Raw genomic sequence first — 17,037 nt, 5'->3', positions numbered from 1 at the left:
CACAGGCCCGAGCGGGAATCGGCCGCGGCGTCACTCCACGCCGATCGGGCCCTCGCGGGGGCCCTCCTCGGAGGCGGGCTGGACGGCCAGTGACGGGAAGTCGGCCAGGTCGCCCTCGGGCTCGGCGTCCCACTCGGGGAAGACCAGCGGCTTCTGGAGGTAGAGGCAGAGCAGTTGGGCGAGGTGCCGCAGCCCGTCGAGGTGGGTGCGCTCGTGACCGTGGGTGGCGTCCACCCCGAAGCCGAGCAGCGCCACCCGGGCGTGCGCGCCCGCCTCGACCGCCGCCGCCACGTCCGAGCGGTAGTAGTCGAAGACGTCCCGGACCAGGTCGACGCCGTGCTCCCGGGCGACCGCGGCCAGGTGCCGGGTGAGGTGGTAGTCGAACGGGCCCACCCCGTCGCCCATGGCCAGGGTGGCGGCGTCCTCCCGGGACTGCTGGCCCGGGGCGACCACCGCGGCGTCCACCGAGACGATCTCCGCGACGTCGGGATCGAGGCCGTGGCTGGCCCCGTGCCCGATCTCCTCGGTGACCGTGACCAGCAGGTGCGCGGTGACCGCCGGGGTGACGCCCGCGTCGACCATCGCCTTGAACGCGGTCAGCACCGCGGCCACACCGGCCTTGTCGTCCAGGTGCCGGGACTTGACGTACCCGCTCGGGGTGATCGTCGGGTTGGCCAGCAGCGCGACGAAGTCCCCGGCGTCGACGCCGAGCGCCCGGAGCCCGGCCTCGTCGGCGACCGGCTCGTCGACCCGGACCTCGACCAGCTCCCAGCCGACGCCCTGGAGGTCGACGCCCTCGTTGTAGCGGTGCCCGCTGGCCTTCAGCGGCAGCACCTGGCCGGTGACCACCCGGTCCAGGTCGTCGGTGAAGATCCGCACGTGGGCGCCCTCGGCGAACCGGGCGCTGTGCGTGCCGATCGGCTTCACCTCGAGCCGGCCGTTCTCCTTGAGCCGCTTCACCATGCCGCCGATGGTGTCGGTGTGCACCACGATCGCCCGGTCGGCGCCGGTCTGCCGCGGCCCGGGCAGGCAGGCGCTCAGCGCCCCGCGCCGGGTCAGCGTCGAGGTGATGCCGAGCGCGGAGAGCCGCTCGCCCACGTACTGCTGGATGTGGTCGGTACGCCCCGACGGGCTGGGGATCTCCAGCAGCTCCACCAGCACCTGGCGCAGGTAGTCGAGGTCGAGCTCCAGCGGCTTCGGGCTCACGCCGCCCCTCCCGTGCCGGCCGGCGACCAGAGCCGCTGCGGCGCCCGGGTGCCCGGGAAGAGCAGGTCGACGAAGCGTTCGGCGGTCGGCTGCGGCTCGTGGTTGGCCAGGCCGGGCCGCTCGTTCGCCTCGATGAACACGTGCTCCGGCCGGTCGGCGGCCGGGACCAGCAGGTCCAGCCCGGTGACCGGGATGTCCAGCGCCCGGCTGGCCGTCACGCAGGCCTCGGCGATGGCCGGGTGCAGCTCGGCGGTCACGTCGTGGATGGTGCCGCCGGTGTGCAGGTTCGCGGTCCGGCGGACCGCCAGCACCTGCCCCTCGGGGAGCACGTCGTGCATGCGGTAACCGGCCTCGGCCACCACCTCGCGGGTCATGTCGTCGATCGGGATCCGGGACTCCCCGCCGGTGGCGGCGGCGCGGCGGCGGCTCTGCCGCTCGATCAGTTCGGTGACGTCGTGCACCCCGTCCCCGGTGATCTGCGCGGGCCGGCGGACCGCCGCGGCCACCACCTCGTGGTCGATGACGACCACCCGGAGGTCCTCGCCCTCCCGCAGCTGCTCGATCAGCACGTCCGGGCAGAACCGGCGGGCCAGCTCGACCGCCGCGGTCAGCGCCTCCGGCGTGCGGACCCCGACCGTGATGCCGTTGCCCTGCTCGCCCCGGGCCGGCTTGACCACCACCGGCCCGACATCGGCCAGGAACGCCAGGTCGTCGGCGTCGCCCGTGGCGGTGCGGCCGCGCGGCACCGACAGCCCGGCCTCGGTGAGGATGCGCCGGGTCACCCGCTTGTCGTCGCAGCGGCTCATCGCCACCGCCGAGGTCAGCTCGGAGAGGGACTCGCGGGTGTGCACGGTCCGGCCGCCGCTGGTCAGCCGCAGCCCACCCCAGCGCGGGTCGGTCACCTCGACCCGGATGCCCCGCCGCATGGCCTCGTCCGCGACGATCTTCGCGTACGGGTTCAGCTCGTCGTACCCCGCCGGCATGGCGGGCAGGAACAGCCGCTCGTTGATCGGGTTCTTCCGCTTCACGCAGAGCGTCCCGGTGCGGTGGAAGCCGAGCCGCTCGTAGAGCCGGATCGCCCCCGAGTTCTCGGCCAGCACCGACAGGTCCACGTACGCCCGGCCGCGCGCGTCGAGCCGGTCGGCCAGCGCGGTGAGCAGCGCCTGGCCGGTGCCGGGCGGCGCGGTGTTGAAGTCCACGGTCAGGCACCAGAGGCTGGCGCCGTTCTCCGGGTCGCCGAAGACCGCGACGTGGTCCACCCCGGTGATGGTGCCGACCACCTCGCCGGTGGCGTCCTCCGCGACCAGGTGCAGGAACCGGTCGGTGCCGGCGTTGTCGACCAGCACGTCGACGGGCGCCGTGACCATGCCGTTGCGGGCGTAGATCCGGTTCACCGCGTCCGCGTCGCCGGCGTCGCGCAGCGGGCGGACGGTCAGCCCCGGGATCTCGCCGCCCTCGGTGGCGGCCGGCCGGTGCTCGCCCAGCGGCAGCCGGTAGGTCAGCGACGGGTCGATGAACAGCTCGTCGGGAAGGCGGGAGACCAGCACGTGCGGGTCCCGCAGGTAGATGCAGATGTCCCGGGCGCCGACCGCCTCCGAGCGCAGCACGTCGGCGACCTCGACCTGCTCGGTGAAGGTCTGCCCGAAGACCAGCCGGCCCCAGCCGCAGTCCAGCACGACGCCGGAGTTGTCGACGGGCCGCCGGCGCGGCTCGGGAGTGCCGGGCGCCACCGGGTCGCCGCCCGGGCCGACCCGCTCCCGGCGCCGGCCCAGCACCCGTTCCCGGTCGCTACGTGCGGTTCCGGTCGCGAGGGTGTCGCTCACGGTCAGTCGATTCCGTGGCTCTGGAGCCACATTTCCAGGAGTCCCAGCTGCCACAGCTTGTTTCCGTTCAACGGGGTCAGTTCGGCGTTCGGGTCGGCGAGCAGCGCGTCGACGTAGTCGGCGCGGAACAGGTCTCGACGGCGGGCCTCGGGCGCGGTGAGCGCGTCGCGTACCCGGTCGAGCAGCTTGTCCTCCAGGTGGGTGAGGCCCGGCACGGGGAAGTAGCCCTTCGGCCGGTCGATGACCTCGTGCGGCAGGACCCGCCGCCCGATCTCCTTGAGCACGCCCTTGCCGCCCTGGGCCAGCTTCAGCTCCGGCGGGCAGCTCGCGGCCAGCTCGACGAACTCGTGGTCGAGGAACGGCACCCGGGCCTCCAGCCCGTGCGCCATGGTCATGTTGTCGACCCGCTTGACCGGGTCGTCGGTGAGCATGACCTGGGTGTCGATGCGCAGGCCGGCGTCGACCGCGGTCGCCGCGCCGGGCCGGCCGAGGTGGGCCGCCACGAACTCCCGCGCGGGGTCGCCGTCGGCCAGCCACGCCGGGTTGAGCACCCGGGCCAGGCCGGCCGCGTCGCGGTCGAAGAACGCCGTCGCGTACGTGTCGAGCGCCCGCTCCCGGTCGACGCCGGCGAGCGGCGGGTACCAGTGGTAGCCGCCCAGGATCTCGTCCGCGCCCTGGCCGGACTGGACCACCTTGACGTGCCGCGCGACCTCCTGGCTGAGCAGCCAGAACGCCACGCAGTCATGGCTGACCATGGGCTCGCTCATGGCGGCGACGGCGGCCTCCAGCGGCGGCAGCAGGTCGCCGGTGGGCACCCGGAGCTGGTGGTGGTCGGTGCCGAAGGTCTTCGCCACCAGGTCGGAGTAGACGAACTCGTCGCCCTCCCGGCCGCCCACCGCGTCGAAGCCGATGGAGAAGGTGGCCAGACCGGACTGCCCCTCGCCGGCCAGCAGCGCGACCACCAGGCTCGAGTCGAGCCCGCCGGAGAGCAGCACACCCACCGGCACGTCGGCCACCATCCGGCGGCGGACGGCGGTGGTCAGCGACTCCAGCAGCGCGTCCTGCCAGTCCCGCTCCGACCAGCCGGCGCGCTCCGGGGCGCGGGTGAAGGACGGGTCCCAGTAGACCCGGTCGTGGGTGGTGCCGTCCGGCTCGTACACCCGGACCGTGGCCGGGGGGAGCTTGGCGACGCCGCGCAGGATGGTCCGCGGCGGCGGCACGATGCTGTGGAAGCTGAGGTAGTGGGCGAGCGCCACGGGGTCGATGCCGGTGTCGACGCCACCGCCCGCGAGCAGCGCCGGCAGGGTCGAGGCGAAGCGCACCACGCCGGGGCTCTCGGCCAGGTAGAGCGGCTTGATGCCGAGCCGGTCCCGGGCCAGCACCAGCCGGCCGGTGTCCCGCTCGCTGATCGCCACGGCGAACATGCCGACCAGGTGGTCGACGAAGTCGAGCCCCCACTCGGCGTACGCCTTGACCACGACCTCGCTGTCGCCGGCCGAGAAGAAGCGGTGCCCCCTGGCCTGCAACTCCTCGCGCAGCTCGCGGTAGTTGTAGATGCACCCGTTGAAGACGCCGGTGAGCCCGGCGGCCGGGTCGACCAGCGGCTGGCCGCTGCCGGCCGAGAGGTCGATGATCTTCAGGCGGCGGTGGCCGAGGGCGACCGGCCCCTGGGACCAGACCCCGCTGTCGTCCGGGCCCCGGTCGCTCATGGTGGCCGCCATCCGCTCCACCGCCGCGACGTCGGCCCGCGATCCGTCCCGTCGGAACTCTCCTGCCAGTCCGCACATGCCGGCCAATGCTGCCAGAGGTTGTTGCAGTCCGCCTGTTGAGCTGATGTCGGGGGCGTTACGTCTTTGCTAGGATGCGCGCCCGCGCCGAACCGGCGGCTGGCCTGGGTGAAGATCCGATGGCCGGGCGGGCCGGGTGCCCGAATCGGGCCGGGCCCGCGATGTGACAAACACCGCAGGCCCGGGAAACGCTCGTCGGGTCGGTCAGCCGGCGGTGCGCGCCACGCCCACCGGGCAGCTCAGCCCGTTGGGGCCGTGGTTGCAGTACCCGTTCGGGTTCTTCGTGGGCGCGAGGTACTGCTGGTGGTAGTCCTCGGCGAAGTAGTAGTCGCCGAGCCGGGCGATCTCCGTGGTGATCTCACCCTTGCCGGCCCGCGCCACGATCGGCGCGAACGCGTCGCGCGAGGCCTGCGCCGTGGCCAGCTGCTCGTCGGTGGTGGCGTAGATCGCCGACCGGTACTGCGTGCCGACGTCGTTGCCCTGGCGCATGCCCTGGGTCGGGTCGTGGTTCTCCCAGAAGACCTTGAGCAGGTCCTCGTAGCTGATCTTCGACGGGTCGTAGACCACCTGGACCACCTCGGCGTGCCCGGTCATCCCCGAGCAGACCTCCTCGTACGTCGGGTTGGTGGTGTACCCACCCGCGTAGCCGGCCGACGTGGTGATGACGCCGGGGAGGGTCCAGAAGAGCCGCTCGGCACCCCAGAAACAGCCCATCCCGAAGACGGCGACCTGCGCGCCCTCGGGGAAGGGGCCCTTCAGCGAGGACGGCAGCACCTCGTGCCGGTCGGCGATCGGCATCGCGATCGGGCGGCCCGGCAGGGCCTGGTCGGGGGAGATCATTTCGGCCTTCATGCGGCGAAGGAACACGGTGGGACTCCTCTCTCGGCTTTCCCAGCCTGTGCAACACCGCGGTGCACCGCTTCCTTACCCGGCCGGGACGATCGCAGGCTCCGGCGTCGCGACGGCCGGTCCCGGCGGCGCCGACGCCGCGGAAACTGGCCGGACAAACTTCCTATTTGCCGCCCTTGTTCCATGAAGGACCCGCTACCTTGACTGAGCATTCAGTCGGTGGATCCGACCCGGGCCCAGTCTGCGGCACCGGAAATCGAGCTTCTCCGGACGGTGGCGTGAGTCGTGCCGCGACGGTCGGCGTGCTGGCGGTGTTCCTGATGCCTCTGGCGTTCAACAGCGCCTGCGGGCGGCCGGAACCGCCCCCGCAGCGGATCGGCGTGCCGGCCTACTGGTCACCCGCGACGCCCGACGGACGGGCCATGTTCGAGCGGCTGGCCCAGGGCAGCCCGGCCACCGGCATCGTGGTCGTGAACGGCTCGCGCAGCGCGCCCGAACTGCCGTACGACCCGCACTGGGGCGACGTGATCGCGATGCTGCGGCGTGCCCGGACCCGGCCGATCGGCTATGTGGACACCGGCTACTTCGGCCTGACCTTCGGTGGGCCGGGGCAGGTGACCCGGGCGGACGGGCCCGGCCGGAGCCGTTCCGACGTCGACGCCTGGACGGCGCAGATCACGCACGACGTCGACGACTGGTACCGGGTGTACGGGGTGGCCGGGCTCCAGGGGATCTTCCTGGACCGGACGACAGCGCTCTGCGGCCCGCGCGACCGCTACGTCGATCTCTACCGGAAGGTCGCGGCCCGCATCCGGGGCCGGCACCCCGGCGCGTACCTGGTCATGAACCCCGGGCGGCCGACCGAGCGGTGCTACCAGGGCCTCGCCGACACGCTCGTCACCTTCGAGGGGCCGTACCGGGACTACCTGAACTGGCAGCCGGACGGCTGGGAGAAGCACCTGCCCGCCGAGCGGTTCTGGCACCTGGTCTACGCCGCCCCCGGCGCGGACGGCATGCGTCATGCCGTCGCCCTCAGCAAGGGGCGCAACGCCGGCTTCGTCCATGTCACGGACGGTGAGCACACCGTGGACGGCCTCGGTCACCCGTGGATCTCCATGCCCACGTGGGACTACTGGCGCGCCGAGCAGGTGGCCGCATTCGGTCGTGCGGTGACGCCCCCGGCCGAGGACACCCCGTCCCGTTGACCGCTCCATGATCGCGCTCCACTGCGGACTTACTGATTGACCAGGCAAAACGCCATCTCTTGCACCTTTTGCCCGCGTAGTCCGATTGCTCCTGTTAGGTTCCCCCAGTGCCTGCCGAGGCGAATTCATCTATGTCGTCCGGGAGGTTCGTAGCGGCATGTCATTCTTTGTCCTTTTTCCCGGCTGGAGGTCGGTGGTGGGTCGTTCTGTAGTCGCCCGGTCGGTGGCGGCCGCACTCACGGCGATGATGGCGACGAGCCTGGTGCTCGTCGGTCAGGGCTCCGCGGCGCCGGCCCGACCGGACCGGGTGCCGCCCTCGGCCGTGGGGCTGGCGCCCGTGACGGCGCGGCAGCCGGTGGCCGATCCGCAGCCCCTGCCTCGCAAGCAGGGCCGGGTGCCGCTGCGCCGGACGGCGCTGTCCGGCTCCGGCACCGCGGGGCCGTCGGCCCTGAGCGCCACGTCGGACGGCAGCACGTCCGCGACCGCGGCCGCGACCGACAAGGTGGCGCTCCGGGCCCTCGTCGTCGCCGTCGACGACAGCGACTACGGCCTGCCCACCTGGAAGTCGACCCTGGACCGGGTCGGCGCCGCCTACGACGTGCTGCTGACCCGGAGCACCCCGCTGACCGCGGACACGCTGGTCCGGGCGGACGGCGTCGGCCGCTACGACGCGATCCTGCTGACCAGCAACGGCCTGCTGTACGCCGAGAACGGCGGGTACGTCAGTGGACTCGACGCCGACGAGTGGAACGTGCTGTGGGCGTACGAGCGGGACTACGCGGTGCGCCAGGCGGTGCTCTACGGCAGCCACGGCACCTGGCCGGAGGACTACTGCCTGCAGGCGGCGAGCGAGGGCGCGATCGGCGCCACGCCGCTGAAGACGGCGCTGACGGCCGCCGGAGCCCGGGTCTTCGACTACCTCAAGCCCAGCGCCCAGGTCCCCGTCGTCGAGTCGTACGTCTACCGCACCGCGGTGCGCCCGGACTGCTCGGCCACCCCGCTGCTGACCGCCGGGAACGACACCGTGGGGGTGCTCAGCCCGTCCGCGGACGGCCGCGAGCGGATGATGCTGACCTTCACCTCCAACCAGTACCTGCTCCAGTCCGACCTGCTGGTGTACGGCCTGTTCCGGTGGGCCAGCCGCGGCCTCTTCCTCGGCGAACAGCGGCACTACCTGCACGTCGACGTCGACGACTGGTTCAACTCGGCGGATCACTACTACCCGGACGGCCACATCGAGTCCGACCCGGGCTACCAGATGTCCGCGCACGACGCGTACAACGTCTCCCTGCGGCAGCAGGCGCTGCGCCAGAAGTACCCGCTGGCCGGTTCGCTCACCCTGGGGATGGCGTACAACGGCGGCGACGCGAACCTGCGGGCCGGTGTCCGGTGCAGCCCGTACGGCGGCGTCGGGCAGCTCACCGCCACCACCCGGTGCCTGGCGAACACGTTCCGCTGGATCAACCACACGCTCACCCACCCGGAGATGAACTTCACCGACTACGCCACGAGCCGCTCCGAGATCGCCGACAACCTCGCGGTCGCCCAGCGGCTCGGCCTGCCGGTGGACGGCAGCGTGCTCAAGACCGGCGAGTACTCCGGACTCGGCGTCTACAACCCGGACCCGAACAACGACACCGACCCGCCCACGGACTTCGGCCTGACCGCGTCCAACCCCGAGTTCCTGCGGGCGGCGCACGACCTCGGCGTGAAGTACCTGCACGGCAACATGTCGTTCCCGAGCCACCGGCCGGTGTGCTTCAACTGCGGTGTCACGCACCCGCTGGACACCAGCCTCACGGTGGTGCCCGACTGGCCGACGAACATCGCGTACCACTGCACGACGCCGGCGGAGGAGACCGCCTTCTACAACTCCTTCTACGGGCCGAACGGCAAGTTCCCCTACTGGCCGACGAACCTCACCTACAACCAGGTGATCTCGGCGGAGACGGACGTGGCGATGAGCCACCTGAGCAGCGGCTCGCTCTACACCCACACCTTCCACATCGCCAACCTGCGCGACTACGGCAGCGGCCGGACGCTGCTCACCGACTGGCTCGACAGTGTGCTCGGCAAGTACAGCTCGTACTACGCGGTGCCGGTGCTCAACCTCGACTGGCCGGCCCTGGCCAAGCGGTCGGTCAGCCGCAACGGCCACTTCGCCCAGCTGGCGGCAGGGGTCGACGGGGTCTTCGACCGCGCGGCCGGCACCGTCACCGTGAGCTCGCCCCAGGCCGGCACGGTCACGGTCAGCGGGGCGCGCACCGCCGACGCCACCACGTACGGCAGCGAGGTGTCCGCGCCGGTCACCCTGTCGGCCGGGCAGCCGGTGGCGATCACCGCGAGTCCGCTGCCGTGAGGGTGGCGCTGGTCTCCGAGGGGACTTACCCGTTCGCCATGGGCGGCGTGAGCATCTGGTGCGACCAGCTCATCCGGGGACTGCCCGAACACGACTGGGAGATGGTGGCGCTCACCGTGGACGGCACCGAACGCCCGCGCTGGGAGCCGCCGGCCAACCTCGACCGGTTGCGCACCATCCCCCTGTGGGGACCCCGGCCCGAGCGCCGTGGGGCGGGGCGGCGGCCGGGGCGCGAATTCCGCGAGGGCCTCGCCGCCCTGCTCGGCGCCGTCCTGCGGCCCGACGACCCGGAGCCGGGGCGGGGGGAGGTGAGCCGGGTCCGCTTCCTGGACGCGCTGCGCCTCATGCACGAGTACGCCGCCGGTGGCGGCGACCTCACCGACGCCCTCACGTCGAACACCGCGTTGTCCATGACGATGAACGCCTGGCGGGGCGTACGGGCGGACGAGCCGGAGCTCACCATGGCCGACGGCGTCGCCGCGCTCTCGCTGATCGAGAGCATGCTCCGACCGCTCTCCGTCGAGCCGGTCCGGGCCGACCTCGTGCACTCGTCCATGAACGGGCTGTGCACGCTGGTCGGGCTGACCGCGAAGTGGCGGTACAGCACCCCCATGGTCCTCTCCGAGCACGGCATGTACCTGCGCGAGCGCTACCTGGAACTGCTCGGTTCCGACGAGCCGTACCCGGTGCAGGTGCTCGTCCTCGGCTTCCACCGGCAGCTCGCCCGGGCCGCGTACCTCAGCGTGGACGCTCTGGCTCCGCACGGCGGCTACAACCGGCGGTGGCAGTTGCGCAACGGGGCGGACCCCGAGCGCACGTGGACCGTCTACAACGGCGTCGACCCGGACGAGTTCCCGGCGGCGAAGGGGGAGCCGGCGGAGCCGGTGATCGTCTACCTCGGCCGGATCGACCCGATCAAGGACCTGCACACCCTGATCCGCGCGTTCGCACTGGTCCGGGCCGAAGTGCCCGGGGCCCGGCTGCGGATCTTCGGGGACGCCCCGGCCGGAGGCGCCGAGTACCGCGACAGCTGCCAGAAGATGATCGCCGACCTGGGGCTCACCGGTGACGCCGTGCTCGAGGGCCGGGTGGGCGCGCCCGTGGAGGCGTACCACCAGGGGCAGGTGGTGGCGCTGACCAGTATCTCGGAGGGTTTCCCGTACGCCGTGGTCGAGGCGATGGCCTGCGGACGTCCGATGGTCTGCACCAACGTGGGCGGGGTGGCCGAGGCGGTGGGCGACGCCGGGTACGTGGTGCCACCACGCGACCACGTGGCGGTGGCGGCGGCCTGCGTACGGCTGCTCCGGGACGCGCCGCTGCGCGCCCGGCTCGGCGCCGCCGCGCGGGACCGCGTCCTGGCCCACTTCACGCTTGACCAGTCCATCGAGGCGTACCGGCGGATCTACCGGGACCTCGTCGGCGAGTGGCCCGTGGTGGCGGCATGAACGCGACGGCGGAAGCCCCGACACCCGTGCTGCCCCGGGTCGTCGACGACCCGGTGGCCGGCCTGGTCGAGCGGATGCGGCCCCGGCTCGGCCGGCCGGTCGACGCGATGCAGGTCGCCGCCGCGCTGGAGTCCGACGGTCTGACCGACCGCTCGGCCCGGGACGACTACGGCCGCCCCGACGTCTTCGTGCTGGCCGAGGAGGTGTTCCGGCGGCTCGACCCGCGGGTCCGGCCGCCGGCGGTCCCCCCGGTCGCGCCGGCGGACGCGGTCCGCGCGGCCCGGGACCTCTCGCACGGTCTGCTGTACCTGATGCCCGGTGTGCTGCTTCCGGCCGTGCTGGCGATCCTCGCCGAACGGCCGGTGGTGCTGGCGCTGCTGGTCGTGGGGCCCTTCGGCTGGGTCTGGTCGGGCGGGACCGCCTGGCTGGCCTACCGCCTCGTCGGCCGGGGCCTCGTCCGCGCGTCCGGGCGCCTGCTGCGGTGGTCGGCGCTGCTCGGCCCGGTGATCGCGGCCGCGGCCACCGCGGCCCTGGCCGGCGGGACCGGGGCTGACCTGCCCCCGGTCCTGCTGGCCAGCGGCCTGCTGGCGTACCAGGCCGCCGCGACCGCGGCGCTCTTCTACCGGCGGGAGGTCTGGCTGCTCGCCGCGATGGCGCCGGCCGTCGCGGCCGGCGGCGGGTACCTGCTGACCGGGCGGCCCGGTGCCCCGGTCGCCGTGGTCGTGGCCGGCGGGTCGGTGACCGTCGCGTTCGTCCTGGCGCTCCGGTGGACCACCCGGAGCGATCTCCCCGCCTGGTACGCGCAGCCCGCGAAGCCGCCCGCCGACCTGCCCCTGCACCGTGCCGTCCGCCCGGAACTGCCGCAGCTCTGCGCCGTCCTGCTCTACGCCGCGCTCTCGGCGGCGTACCTGCTGCACTCGGCCGCCCGCCACCTGTCCGGCCCGGTGGATCTCGCCGTCGCCGCGGCGCCGCTGGTGCTGGGCATGGGACTCGTGGAGTGGCGCGCCCGCCGGTTGCACGAACGGGCCCGGGCGCGGCTGCGGCACGAGCGGGACCCGCGCCGGTTCGCCACCGGCGTCTGGGCCCGGCTGGCGGTCGAGCTGGCGCTGGTCACGGTCGCGGTGGCGGTCCTCGCGCTGCCGATGTTCGCGCCCCTGCGCCAGGCCGGTCTGCTCAGCACGGCGGGAGCGGTGCTGGTGGCCGCCCACGTCGCGATCGCCGGCGGGTACTTCCTGGCTTTCATCGTCGCCGGGCACGGCCGTTACGGCCGGCTCAGCACGGCGCTCGGCGTCGCGCTCGCGGCGCATCTGGCCGTGCTGCTGCTCGTGCCGGGCGGTTCCAGCCCACTGGTCGACGCGGCCGGATACCTCGGCAGCGCGGTCCTGCTCCAGGCAATGCTCCTCGCCGCCCTGGCCCGGGTTCTCGGTCAGGCATGGCGATACCGGTAGTGATACAAGGACGGGAGGCACATAGATGCATGCGGTGATCCTGGCCGGCGGAAAGGGTGTCCGTCTGCGCCCGTACACGACGGCGTTACCCAAACCGTTGGTGCCGATCGGCGACAACCACGCGGTGCTGGAGGTGGTGCTGCACCAGTTGTCGGTGTGCGGCTTCACCCACGCCACGCTGGCGATCAACCACCTCGGCGCACTGATCAAGGCGTTCGTCGGCGACGGATCGTCCTGGGGTCTCCGGGTCGACTACGCCGAGGAGACGGCCCCGCTGTCCACGGTGGGACCGCTGTTCGCGTTCCGTGACCGACTTCCTGAGCACTTCGTCGTCATGAACGGAGACGTGCTGACCGACCTCGACTTCGCGGATCTGCTGCACACCCACGTCCTGTCGGACGCGCCGCTGACGGTGGCCACCGCGGCCCGCACCATACCGATCGAATTCGGCGTCCTCGACGTGCGTGACCGGCACGTCGTCGGCTTCACCGAGAAACCGACCTTCCGCTACACGGTGAGCATGGGGGTGTACGGCATGTCCCGGCGGGCGTTGGCGCCGTACCCGGAGGGCCTGGCCTTCGGTTTCGACCAGCTCGTGCTGGACCTGATCGAACACGGTGACCCCCCGGCGAGCTACGACTTCGAGGGCTACTGGGTCGACATCGGTCACCCGGAGGACTACGACGAGGTGAACCGCACCTTCGAGCAGCTCAAGCCGGTGCTGCTGCGGCAGAAGGAGGTGGAGACGGTATGAGCCGGGTACTCGTGTTCGGCGGTTCGGGCTTCATCGGCCGCCAGGTCTGTCGCCAGTTGGAGCAGGACCCGAGGGCCGGCGGGCTGACCACGCCGGGCCGCGCCGAGGTCGACCTGGTCCACGGCGGGGTGGACGACCTCGTGGCGCTGCTGCGGGCCGCCCGTCCCGACGTCGTGGTCAACTGCACCGGTTCGTTGTCGGGCACCGGCCACGACCTGGTGGCGGCGAACACGGCGGTGACAGCGAAGCTGCTCGACGCCATCGCCGTGGTCCGGCCGGCGATCCGGTTCGTCCGGCTGGGCTCGGCCGGCGAGTACGGTCCGGTCCCGCCCGGACACCCGGTCGGTGAGGACGATCCGGCCCGGCCGCTGAGCGAGTACGGGCTGAGCCACCTGGCCGCCACCGCGCTGGTGGAGCTGAACAGCGCGGCCGGCCGGGTGGACGGGGTGACCCTGCGGGTGTTCAACCCGGTCGGCCCCGGACTGCACGAGGACACCGTGCTCGGCCGGGCCGCGGCGCTCATCCGGCACGCGCAGCACACCGGCTCGGGCGAGATCTCGATGGGACCGCTGTCGGCGCACCGCGACTTCGTCGACGTGCGGGACGTGGCGGCGGGCGTCGTGGCCGCCGCGTTCGCACCCCGCCTGGACGCCCGGGTGGTCAACCTCGCCAGCGGCCGGGCCGTGCCCACCCGTCGGGTGGTGGAACTGCTCGCCGAGGCGGCCGGGTTCGACGGTGACATCCGTGAGGAGGCGGCCGCTCCCACCCGTTCGGCCGCGGTGTCCTGGATGCGGGGCGACAACTCCCGCGCCGCGCGGATGCTGGGCTGGGTGCCGGTGCACGAGCTCGCCGAGTCGATCAAGGCGGTGTGGGCCGGTGGGGACGGCCGGTGAACCGTCGCGGCCCGGGGGTGTGGCGCCGCCTCGTGGTGGCGGCGCTGCTCGTCGGGCTCGTGGTCGCCGCCGACGGCTGCACCGGCAGGCCGTCGCGCCCGGCCGCGCCCCGGATCACCCCCGACCGGCCGGTCATCGACTGGGTCTACCAGTTGCAGGGCTACCCGGGGGGCCGGCTCGACGCGGTGGCCCGGGCCACGCAGTCGCTCGCCGTGATCGACCTGGCCCGTGACGCCCACGCCGACTACTTCACCCGCCCCGAGATCGAGGCGGTGCGGTCGTCGGGGAAGGTCGTCCTGGCCTACTTCGAGATCGGCAGCATCGAACAGTTCCGGCCTGAGTACCCGGAGACCCGGCGGCAGGGCGACCTCATCCTCAACCGGTGGCCGGACTGGCCCGACGAGTTCTTCGTCCGGTACTGGGACCAGCGGTGGTGGGACCTGGCCGTGCGGCCCCGGATCGACCAGGCCCTGCGGGCCGGCTTCGACGGGATATACCTGGACACGCCCCTGGCCTACGAGGAGCTGGACCTCGCCCTGACTCCGGGCCGGACCCGGGCGGACCTCGCGCGGGCCATGGTCGACCTGATCGTCCGGATCAGCCGGTACGCCAAGTCGCAGCGGCCGGGCCTGCTGGTGTTCCCCCAGAACTCCCCGGAACTGCGCGAGTACGACGGCTACACCGGCGCCATCGACGGGATCGGCATGGAGGACCTCTTCTACCGGTCCCCTGACGAGCCGTGCACGGAAAGTTGGTGCGAAGAGAACCTCGGCAACGCGCGAGCGCTGCGGGACGCCGGCAAGGTCGTCCTCGCCGTCGACTACGCGGGCCGTGCCGAGGACGTCCGGGCCGCCTGCGCCCGGTACCGGCAGGAGGGGTTCGGGGGTTACGTGACCTCCCGCGCGCTCGACCGCGTCAGCCCGCCCTGCCGCTGATCGCAGGCCAGTCAACCGACCGAACCGATAGGAGAGTCACGAGTGCCCATGAGAATCGGAGTGGTGGGGATGGGCTACGTCGGCCTGACCCTGACCGCCGCCCTGGCCCGGAAGGGCTTCACCGTGTACGGCGCCGATGTCGCGCCGTCCGTGGTCGAGTCGCTGTCGAACGGCCGCCCGCACATCTACGAGCCCGGCGTCGAGGAGACCTTCGCCGAGTACGGCGGCCGGTCCATCTTCGTCGACACCCGCCTGCCGTCGGACACCGTCGACGTGGCGGTGATCTCCGTGTCGACGCCGGTGAACGAGGAGACCCACGAGCCCGACCTGCGCAATCTCGCCTCGGCCGCCGCGGGGGTGGCCGAGTGGTGCGGGCCGGACACGCTGGTGGTGGTGCGCAGCACGGTGCCGGTGGGCACCAGCCGCGCCGTGGTGCTGCCGGCACTGCTCGCGGCCTGGGGCCGGGCCCGTCTCGTGATGGCTCCCGAGCGGACCATCCAGGGGCAGGCCCTGCGCGAGCTGGTGGAGCTGCCGCAGGTGGTCGGCGGCCTGAACGACGAGAGCCTCCGCGCCGGCCTGGACTTCTTCGGTGGTCTCGCGGCCCAGCTGGTGCCCGTTTCCAGCCTGGAGGCGGCGGAGCTGGTGAAGCTCTCCAACAACTGCCACACGGACCTGATCTACGCCTTCGGCAACGAGATCGCGCTCATCGCCGAGGGCCACGGCCTCGACCCGCTGGAGGTGATCCGGGCGGCCAACCTCGACTATCCGCGTCCCGACCTGGCGAGACCCGGGTACGTCGGCGGCGGCTGCCTGTCCAAGGACCCGTACATCATGATCGACAGCTCGGTGGAGCGGGAGCCGTTCCTCGTCGGCCGGGCCCGCGAGCTCAACGAGCACCTGCCGGTGCACGTGGCGGAGCGGCTGGTGGACCTGATCGCCGAGCAGCGGGGAAGCGCCGACGGTGCCCGGCTCGCGGTGCTCGGCTGGGCGTACAAGGGCTGGCCGCCCACCGACGACATGCGCGGGACCCCGATCGCCAGCATGATGCCGGTGCTTCGGGCGGCCGGGATCACCGTGCTCGGCCACGACCCGATGGTGGCCCCGGAGGTCATCCGCCGGTACGGCGGTGAGCCGATCAGCCTCGACAAGGCGTTCAGCGAGGCCGACGCCGTCCTGGTCGTCAACGACCACCCGGACTACCGGGCGATCCGGATCGACTCGATGCTCGGCGCGGACGGCCCGACGCTGGTCTACGACTCCTGGCGGATCCTCGACGAGGAGGCGGTCACCGCGGCCGGCGCCCGGTACGCCGGGCTCGGCTACCGGTCGAAGGCGGTGGTCGCGTGAGGGCGCTGCTGCTCGGCGGAGCCGGTTTCATCGGCCTGCACCTGGCCCGTCGGTTGACCCGCGACGGGCACGCCGTGACCATCGTCGACGACTTCTCCCGGGGACGCGACGACGCCGAACTCGCCGCGCTTCGGGACACCGCGGGGGTCGAGATTCGCTCCGGCGACCTGACCGACCCCGCCACCTGGGCGGCCCTGCCGCACGGCTGGGACCAGGTGTACCTGCTCGCGGCGGTGGTCGGGGTCCGCAACGTGGAGTCCGACCCGGCCCGGGTGGTCCGCGTCAACACCCTGGCGGCGCTGCACCTGCTCGACTGGATCCGGCCGGGGGAGAAGGTCTTCTTCGCCTCGACCAGCGAGGTGTACGCCGGTGGCGTCGATCTCGGCCTGGTGCCGGTGCCGACGGCCGAGGACGTGCCGGTGGTGGTGGCGGACCCGACCTCGCCCCGGTTCAGCTACGCCATCAGCAAGCTGCTCGGCGAGGCGGCCGTCCTGCACACCGCGCGCGCCCGGGGCCTGTCGGCCGTGGTCGGCCGCTTCCACAACGTCTACGGCCCGCGGATGGGCGCCGACCACGTGATTCCCGAACTGTCGCTGCGCGCGCTGCGCGCCGAGGACCCCTACCGGGTCTACGGCATGGACCAGACCCGCGCGTTCTGCCACGTCGACGACGCGGTGGAGGCGGTGCTGCGGCTGATGGACACCCCGGCCGCCGCCGGCGCGGTGGTGCACATCGGCAACGACGCGGAGGAGACCAACATCGGCGACCTCGCCAAGCTGGTGCTCCGGGTCGCCGAGTTCGACCCGCGGCTCGACCCGGTGCCGGCCCCGCCGGGCGCGGTGGCGCGCCGCTGCCCCGACCTGTCCCGGCTGCGCGCGCTCACCGGTTACGAGCCGGTGGTGTCGCTGGAGGAGGGGGTGCGGCGCACCTTCGCCTGGTACCGCGACTGCTGGCCCCGAACCCGGTAGCGGGTGGGAGGTCGGCGG

Annotated in this window: 13 protein-coding genes; 9 read left to right on the top strand and 4 right to left on the bottom strand. The window is 72.8% G+C overall.

Annotation, left to right across the window (positions count from 1 at the left end; genetic code table 11):
• Nucleotides 1-30: 30 nt before the first annotated feature.
• The 4 genes from IEY96_RS00715 to msrA form a co-directional block, all read right to left on the bottom strand.
• A complete protein-coding gene (locus IEY96_RS00715; RefSeq protein ID WP_189192858.1) occupies nucleotides 31-1,206 on the bottom strand; it encodes an osmoprotectant NAGGN system M42 family peptidase in 1,176 nt (391 codons plus the stop codon).
• Nucleotides 1,203-3,029, bottom strand: a complete 1,827-nt coding sequence (gene ngg / locus IEY96_RS00710) for an N-acetylglutaminylglutamine synthetase (protein ID WP_189192857.1) — start codon at nucleotides 3,027-3,029, stop codon at nucleotides 1,203-1,205. The genes IEY96_RS00715 and ngg overlap by 4 nt, the downstream gene beginning before the upstream one ends.
• Before the next feature lie 2 nt (nucleotides 3,030-3,031).
• Nucleotides 3,032-4,816, bottom strand: coding sequence for an N-acetylglutaminylglutamine amidotransferase (locus tag IEY96_RS00705; RefSeq protein ID WP_189192856.1), 1,785 nt, complete (start codon nucleotides 4,814-4,816; stop codon nucleotides 3,032-3,034).
• Nucleotides 4,817-5,020: 204 nt separating this feature from the next.
• Entirely contained in the window at nucleotides 5,021-5,683 is a 663-nt protein-coding gene (gene msrA, locus IEY96_RS00700) for a peptide-methionine (S)-S-oxide reductase MsrA (protein WP_189192855.1), read from the bottom strand.
• 260 nt (nucleotides 5,684-5,943) lie between these two features.
• Here msrA and IEY96_RS00695 point away from each other — a divergent pair, with 260 nt between their 5' ends.
• The 9 genes from IEY96_RS00695 to IEY96_RS00655 all read left to right on the top strand — a co-directional run bounded on the left by IEY96_RS00695 (nucleotide 5,944) and on the right by IEY96_RS00655 (nucleotide 17,019).
• On the top strand, nucleotides 5,944-6,870 hold the full coding sequence (locus IEY96_RS00695; RefSeq protein ID WP_189192854.1) for a spherulation-specific family 4 protein: 927 nt from the start codon (nucleotides 5,944-5,946) through the stop codon (nucleotides 6,868-6,870).
• 196 nt (nucleotides 6,871-7,066) lie between these two features.
• Nucleotides 7,067-9,229, top strand: coding sequence for an Agd3-related carbohydrate deacetylase (locus IEY96_RS00690; protein WP_189192853.1), 2,163 nt, complete (start codon nucleotides 7,067-7,069; stop codon nucleotides 9,227-9,229).
• Between the two features lie 38 nt (nucleotides 9,230-9,267).
• Nucleotides 9,268-10,674: a GT4 family glycosyltransferase PelF gene (gene pelF, locus IEY96_RS00685; protein ID WP_229791331.1), complete on the top strand. Its 1,407-nt coding sequence runs from the start codon at nucleotides 9,268-9,270 to the stop codon at nucleotides 10,672-10,674.
• The gene (locus IEY96_RS00680) at nucleotides 10,671-12,122 is read left to right on the top strand and encodes a hypothetical protein (RefSeq protein WP_189192851.1); all 1,452 of its coding nucleotides are present in this window, start codon (nucleotides 10,671-10,673) and stop codon (nucleotides 12,120-12,122) included. The genes pelF and IEY96_RS00680 overlap by 4 nt, the downstream gene beginning before the upstream one ends.
• 25 nt (nucleotides 12,123-12,147) lie before the next feature.
• Nucleotides 12,148-12,876, top strand: a complete 729-nt coding sequence (locus IEY96_RS00675; protein WP_189192850.1) for a nucleotidyltransferase family protein — start codon at nucleotides 12,148-12,150, stop codon at nucleotides 12,874-12,876.
• A complete protein-coding gene (locus IEY96_RS00670) occupies nucleotides 12,873-13,769 on the top strand; it encodes an NAD-dependent epimerase/dehydratase family protein (RefSeq protein ID WP_189192849.1) in 897 nt (298 codons plus the stop codon). The genes IEY96_RS00675 and IEY96_RS00670 overlap by 4 nt, the downstream gene beginning before the upstream one ends.
• Nucleotides 13,766-14,704, top strand: coding sequence for a glycoside hydrolase family 191 protein (locus tag IEY96_RS00665; RefSeq protein WP_229791330.1), 939 nt, complete (start codon nucleotides 13,766-13,768; stop codon nucleotides 14,702-14,704). Before IEY96_RS00670 ends, IEY96_RS00665 begins: the two co-directional genes overlap by 4 nt.
• Before the next feature lie 48 nt (nucleotides 14,705-14,752).
• Entirely contained in the window at nucleotides 14,753-16,051 is a 1,299-nt protein-coding gene (locus IEY96_RS00660) for a nucleotide sugar dehydrogenase (RefSeq protein WP_189192848.1), read from the top strand.
• Nucleotides 16,048-17,019 carry an NAD-dependent epimerase/dehydratase family protein gene (locus IEY96_RS00655; protein WP_189192847.1) on the top strand — a complete coding sequence of 324 codons (972 nt, stop codon included), beginning with the start codon at nucleotides 16,048-16,050 and terminating at the stop codon, nucleotides 17,017-17,019. Before IEY96_RS00660 ends, IEY96_RS00655 begins: the two co-directional genes overlap by 4 nt.
• Nucleotides 17,020-17,037 lie beyond the last annotated feature (18 nt).

Source organism: Micromonospora fulviviridis, from assembly GCF_014648395.1.
In the GTDB taxonomy this organism is placed as follows: domain Bacteria; phylum Actinomycetota; class Actinomycetes; order Mycobacteriales; family Micromonosporaceae; genus Micromonospora; species Micromonospora fulviviridis.
Note: the sequence above shows the minus strand (reverse complement) of the source record. Positions and strands in the feature narration are given on the sequence as shown.

What these genes read in the sequence shown, in the direction of transcription:
- IEY96_RS00705 (WP_189192856.1), bottom strand. Translation starts at nt 4,816, where the DNA reads ATGTGCGGACTGGCAGGAGAGTTCCGACGGGACGGATCGCGGGCCGAC.
- pelF (WP_229791331.1), top strand. Translation starts at nt 9,268, where the DNA reads ATGGGCGGCGTGAGCATCTGGTGCGACCAGCTCATCCGGGGACTGCCC.
- IEY96_RS00680 (WP_189192851.1), top strand. Translation starts at nt 10,671, where the DNA reads ATGAACGCGACGGCGGAAGCCCCGACACCCGTGCTGCCCCGGGTCGTC.
- IEY96_RS00675 (WP_189192850.1), top strand. Translation starts at nt 12,148, where the DNA reads ATGCATGCGGTGATCCTGGCCGGCGGAAAGGGTGTCCGTCTGCGCCCG.
- IEY96_RS00670 (WP_189192849.1), top strand. Translation starts at nt 12,873, where the DNA reads ATGAGCCGGGTACTCGTGTTCGGCGGTTCGGGCTTCATCGGCCGCCAG.
- IEY96_RS00660 (WP_189192848.1), top strand. Translation starts at nt 14,753, where the DNA reads ATGAGAATCGGAGTGGTGGGGATGGGCTACGTCGGCCTGACCCTGACC.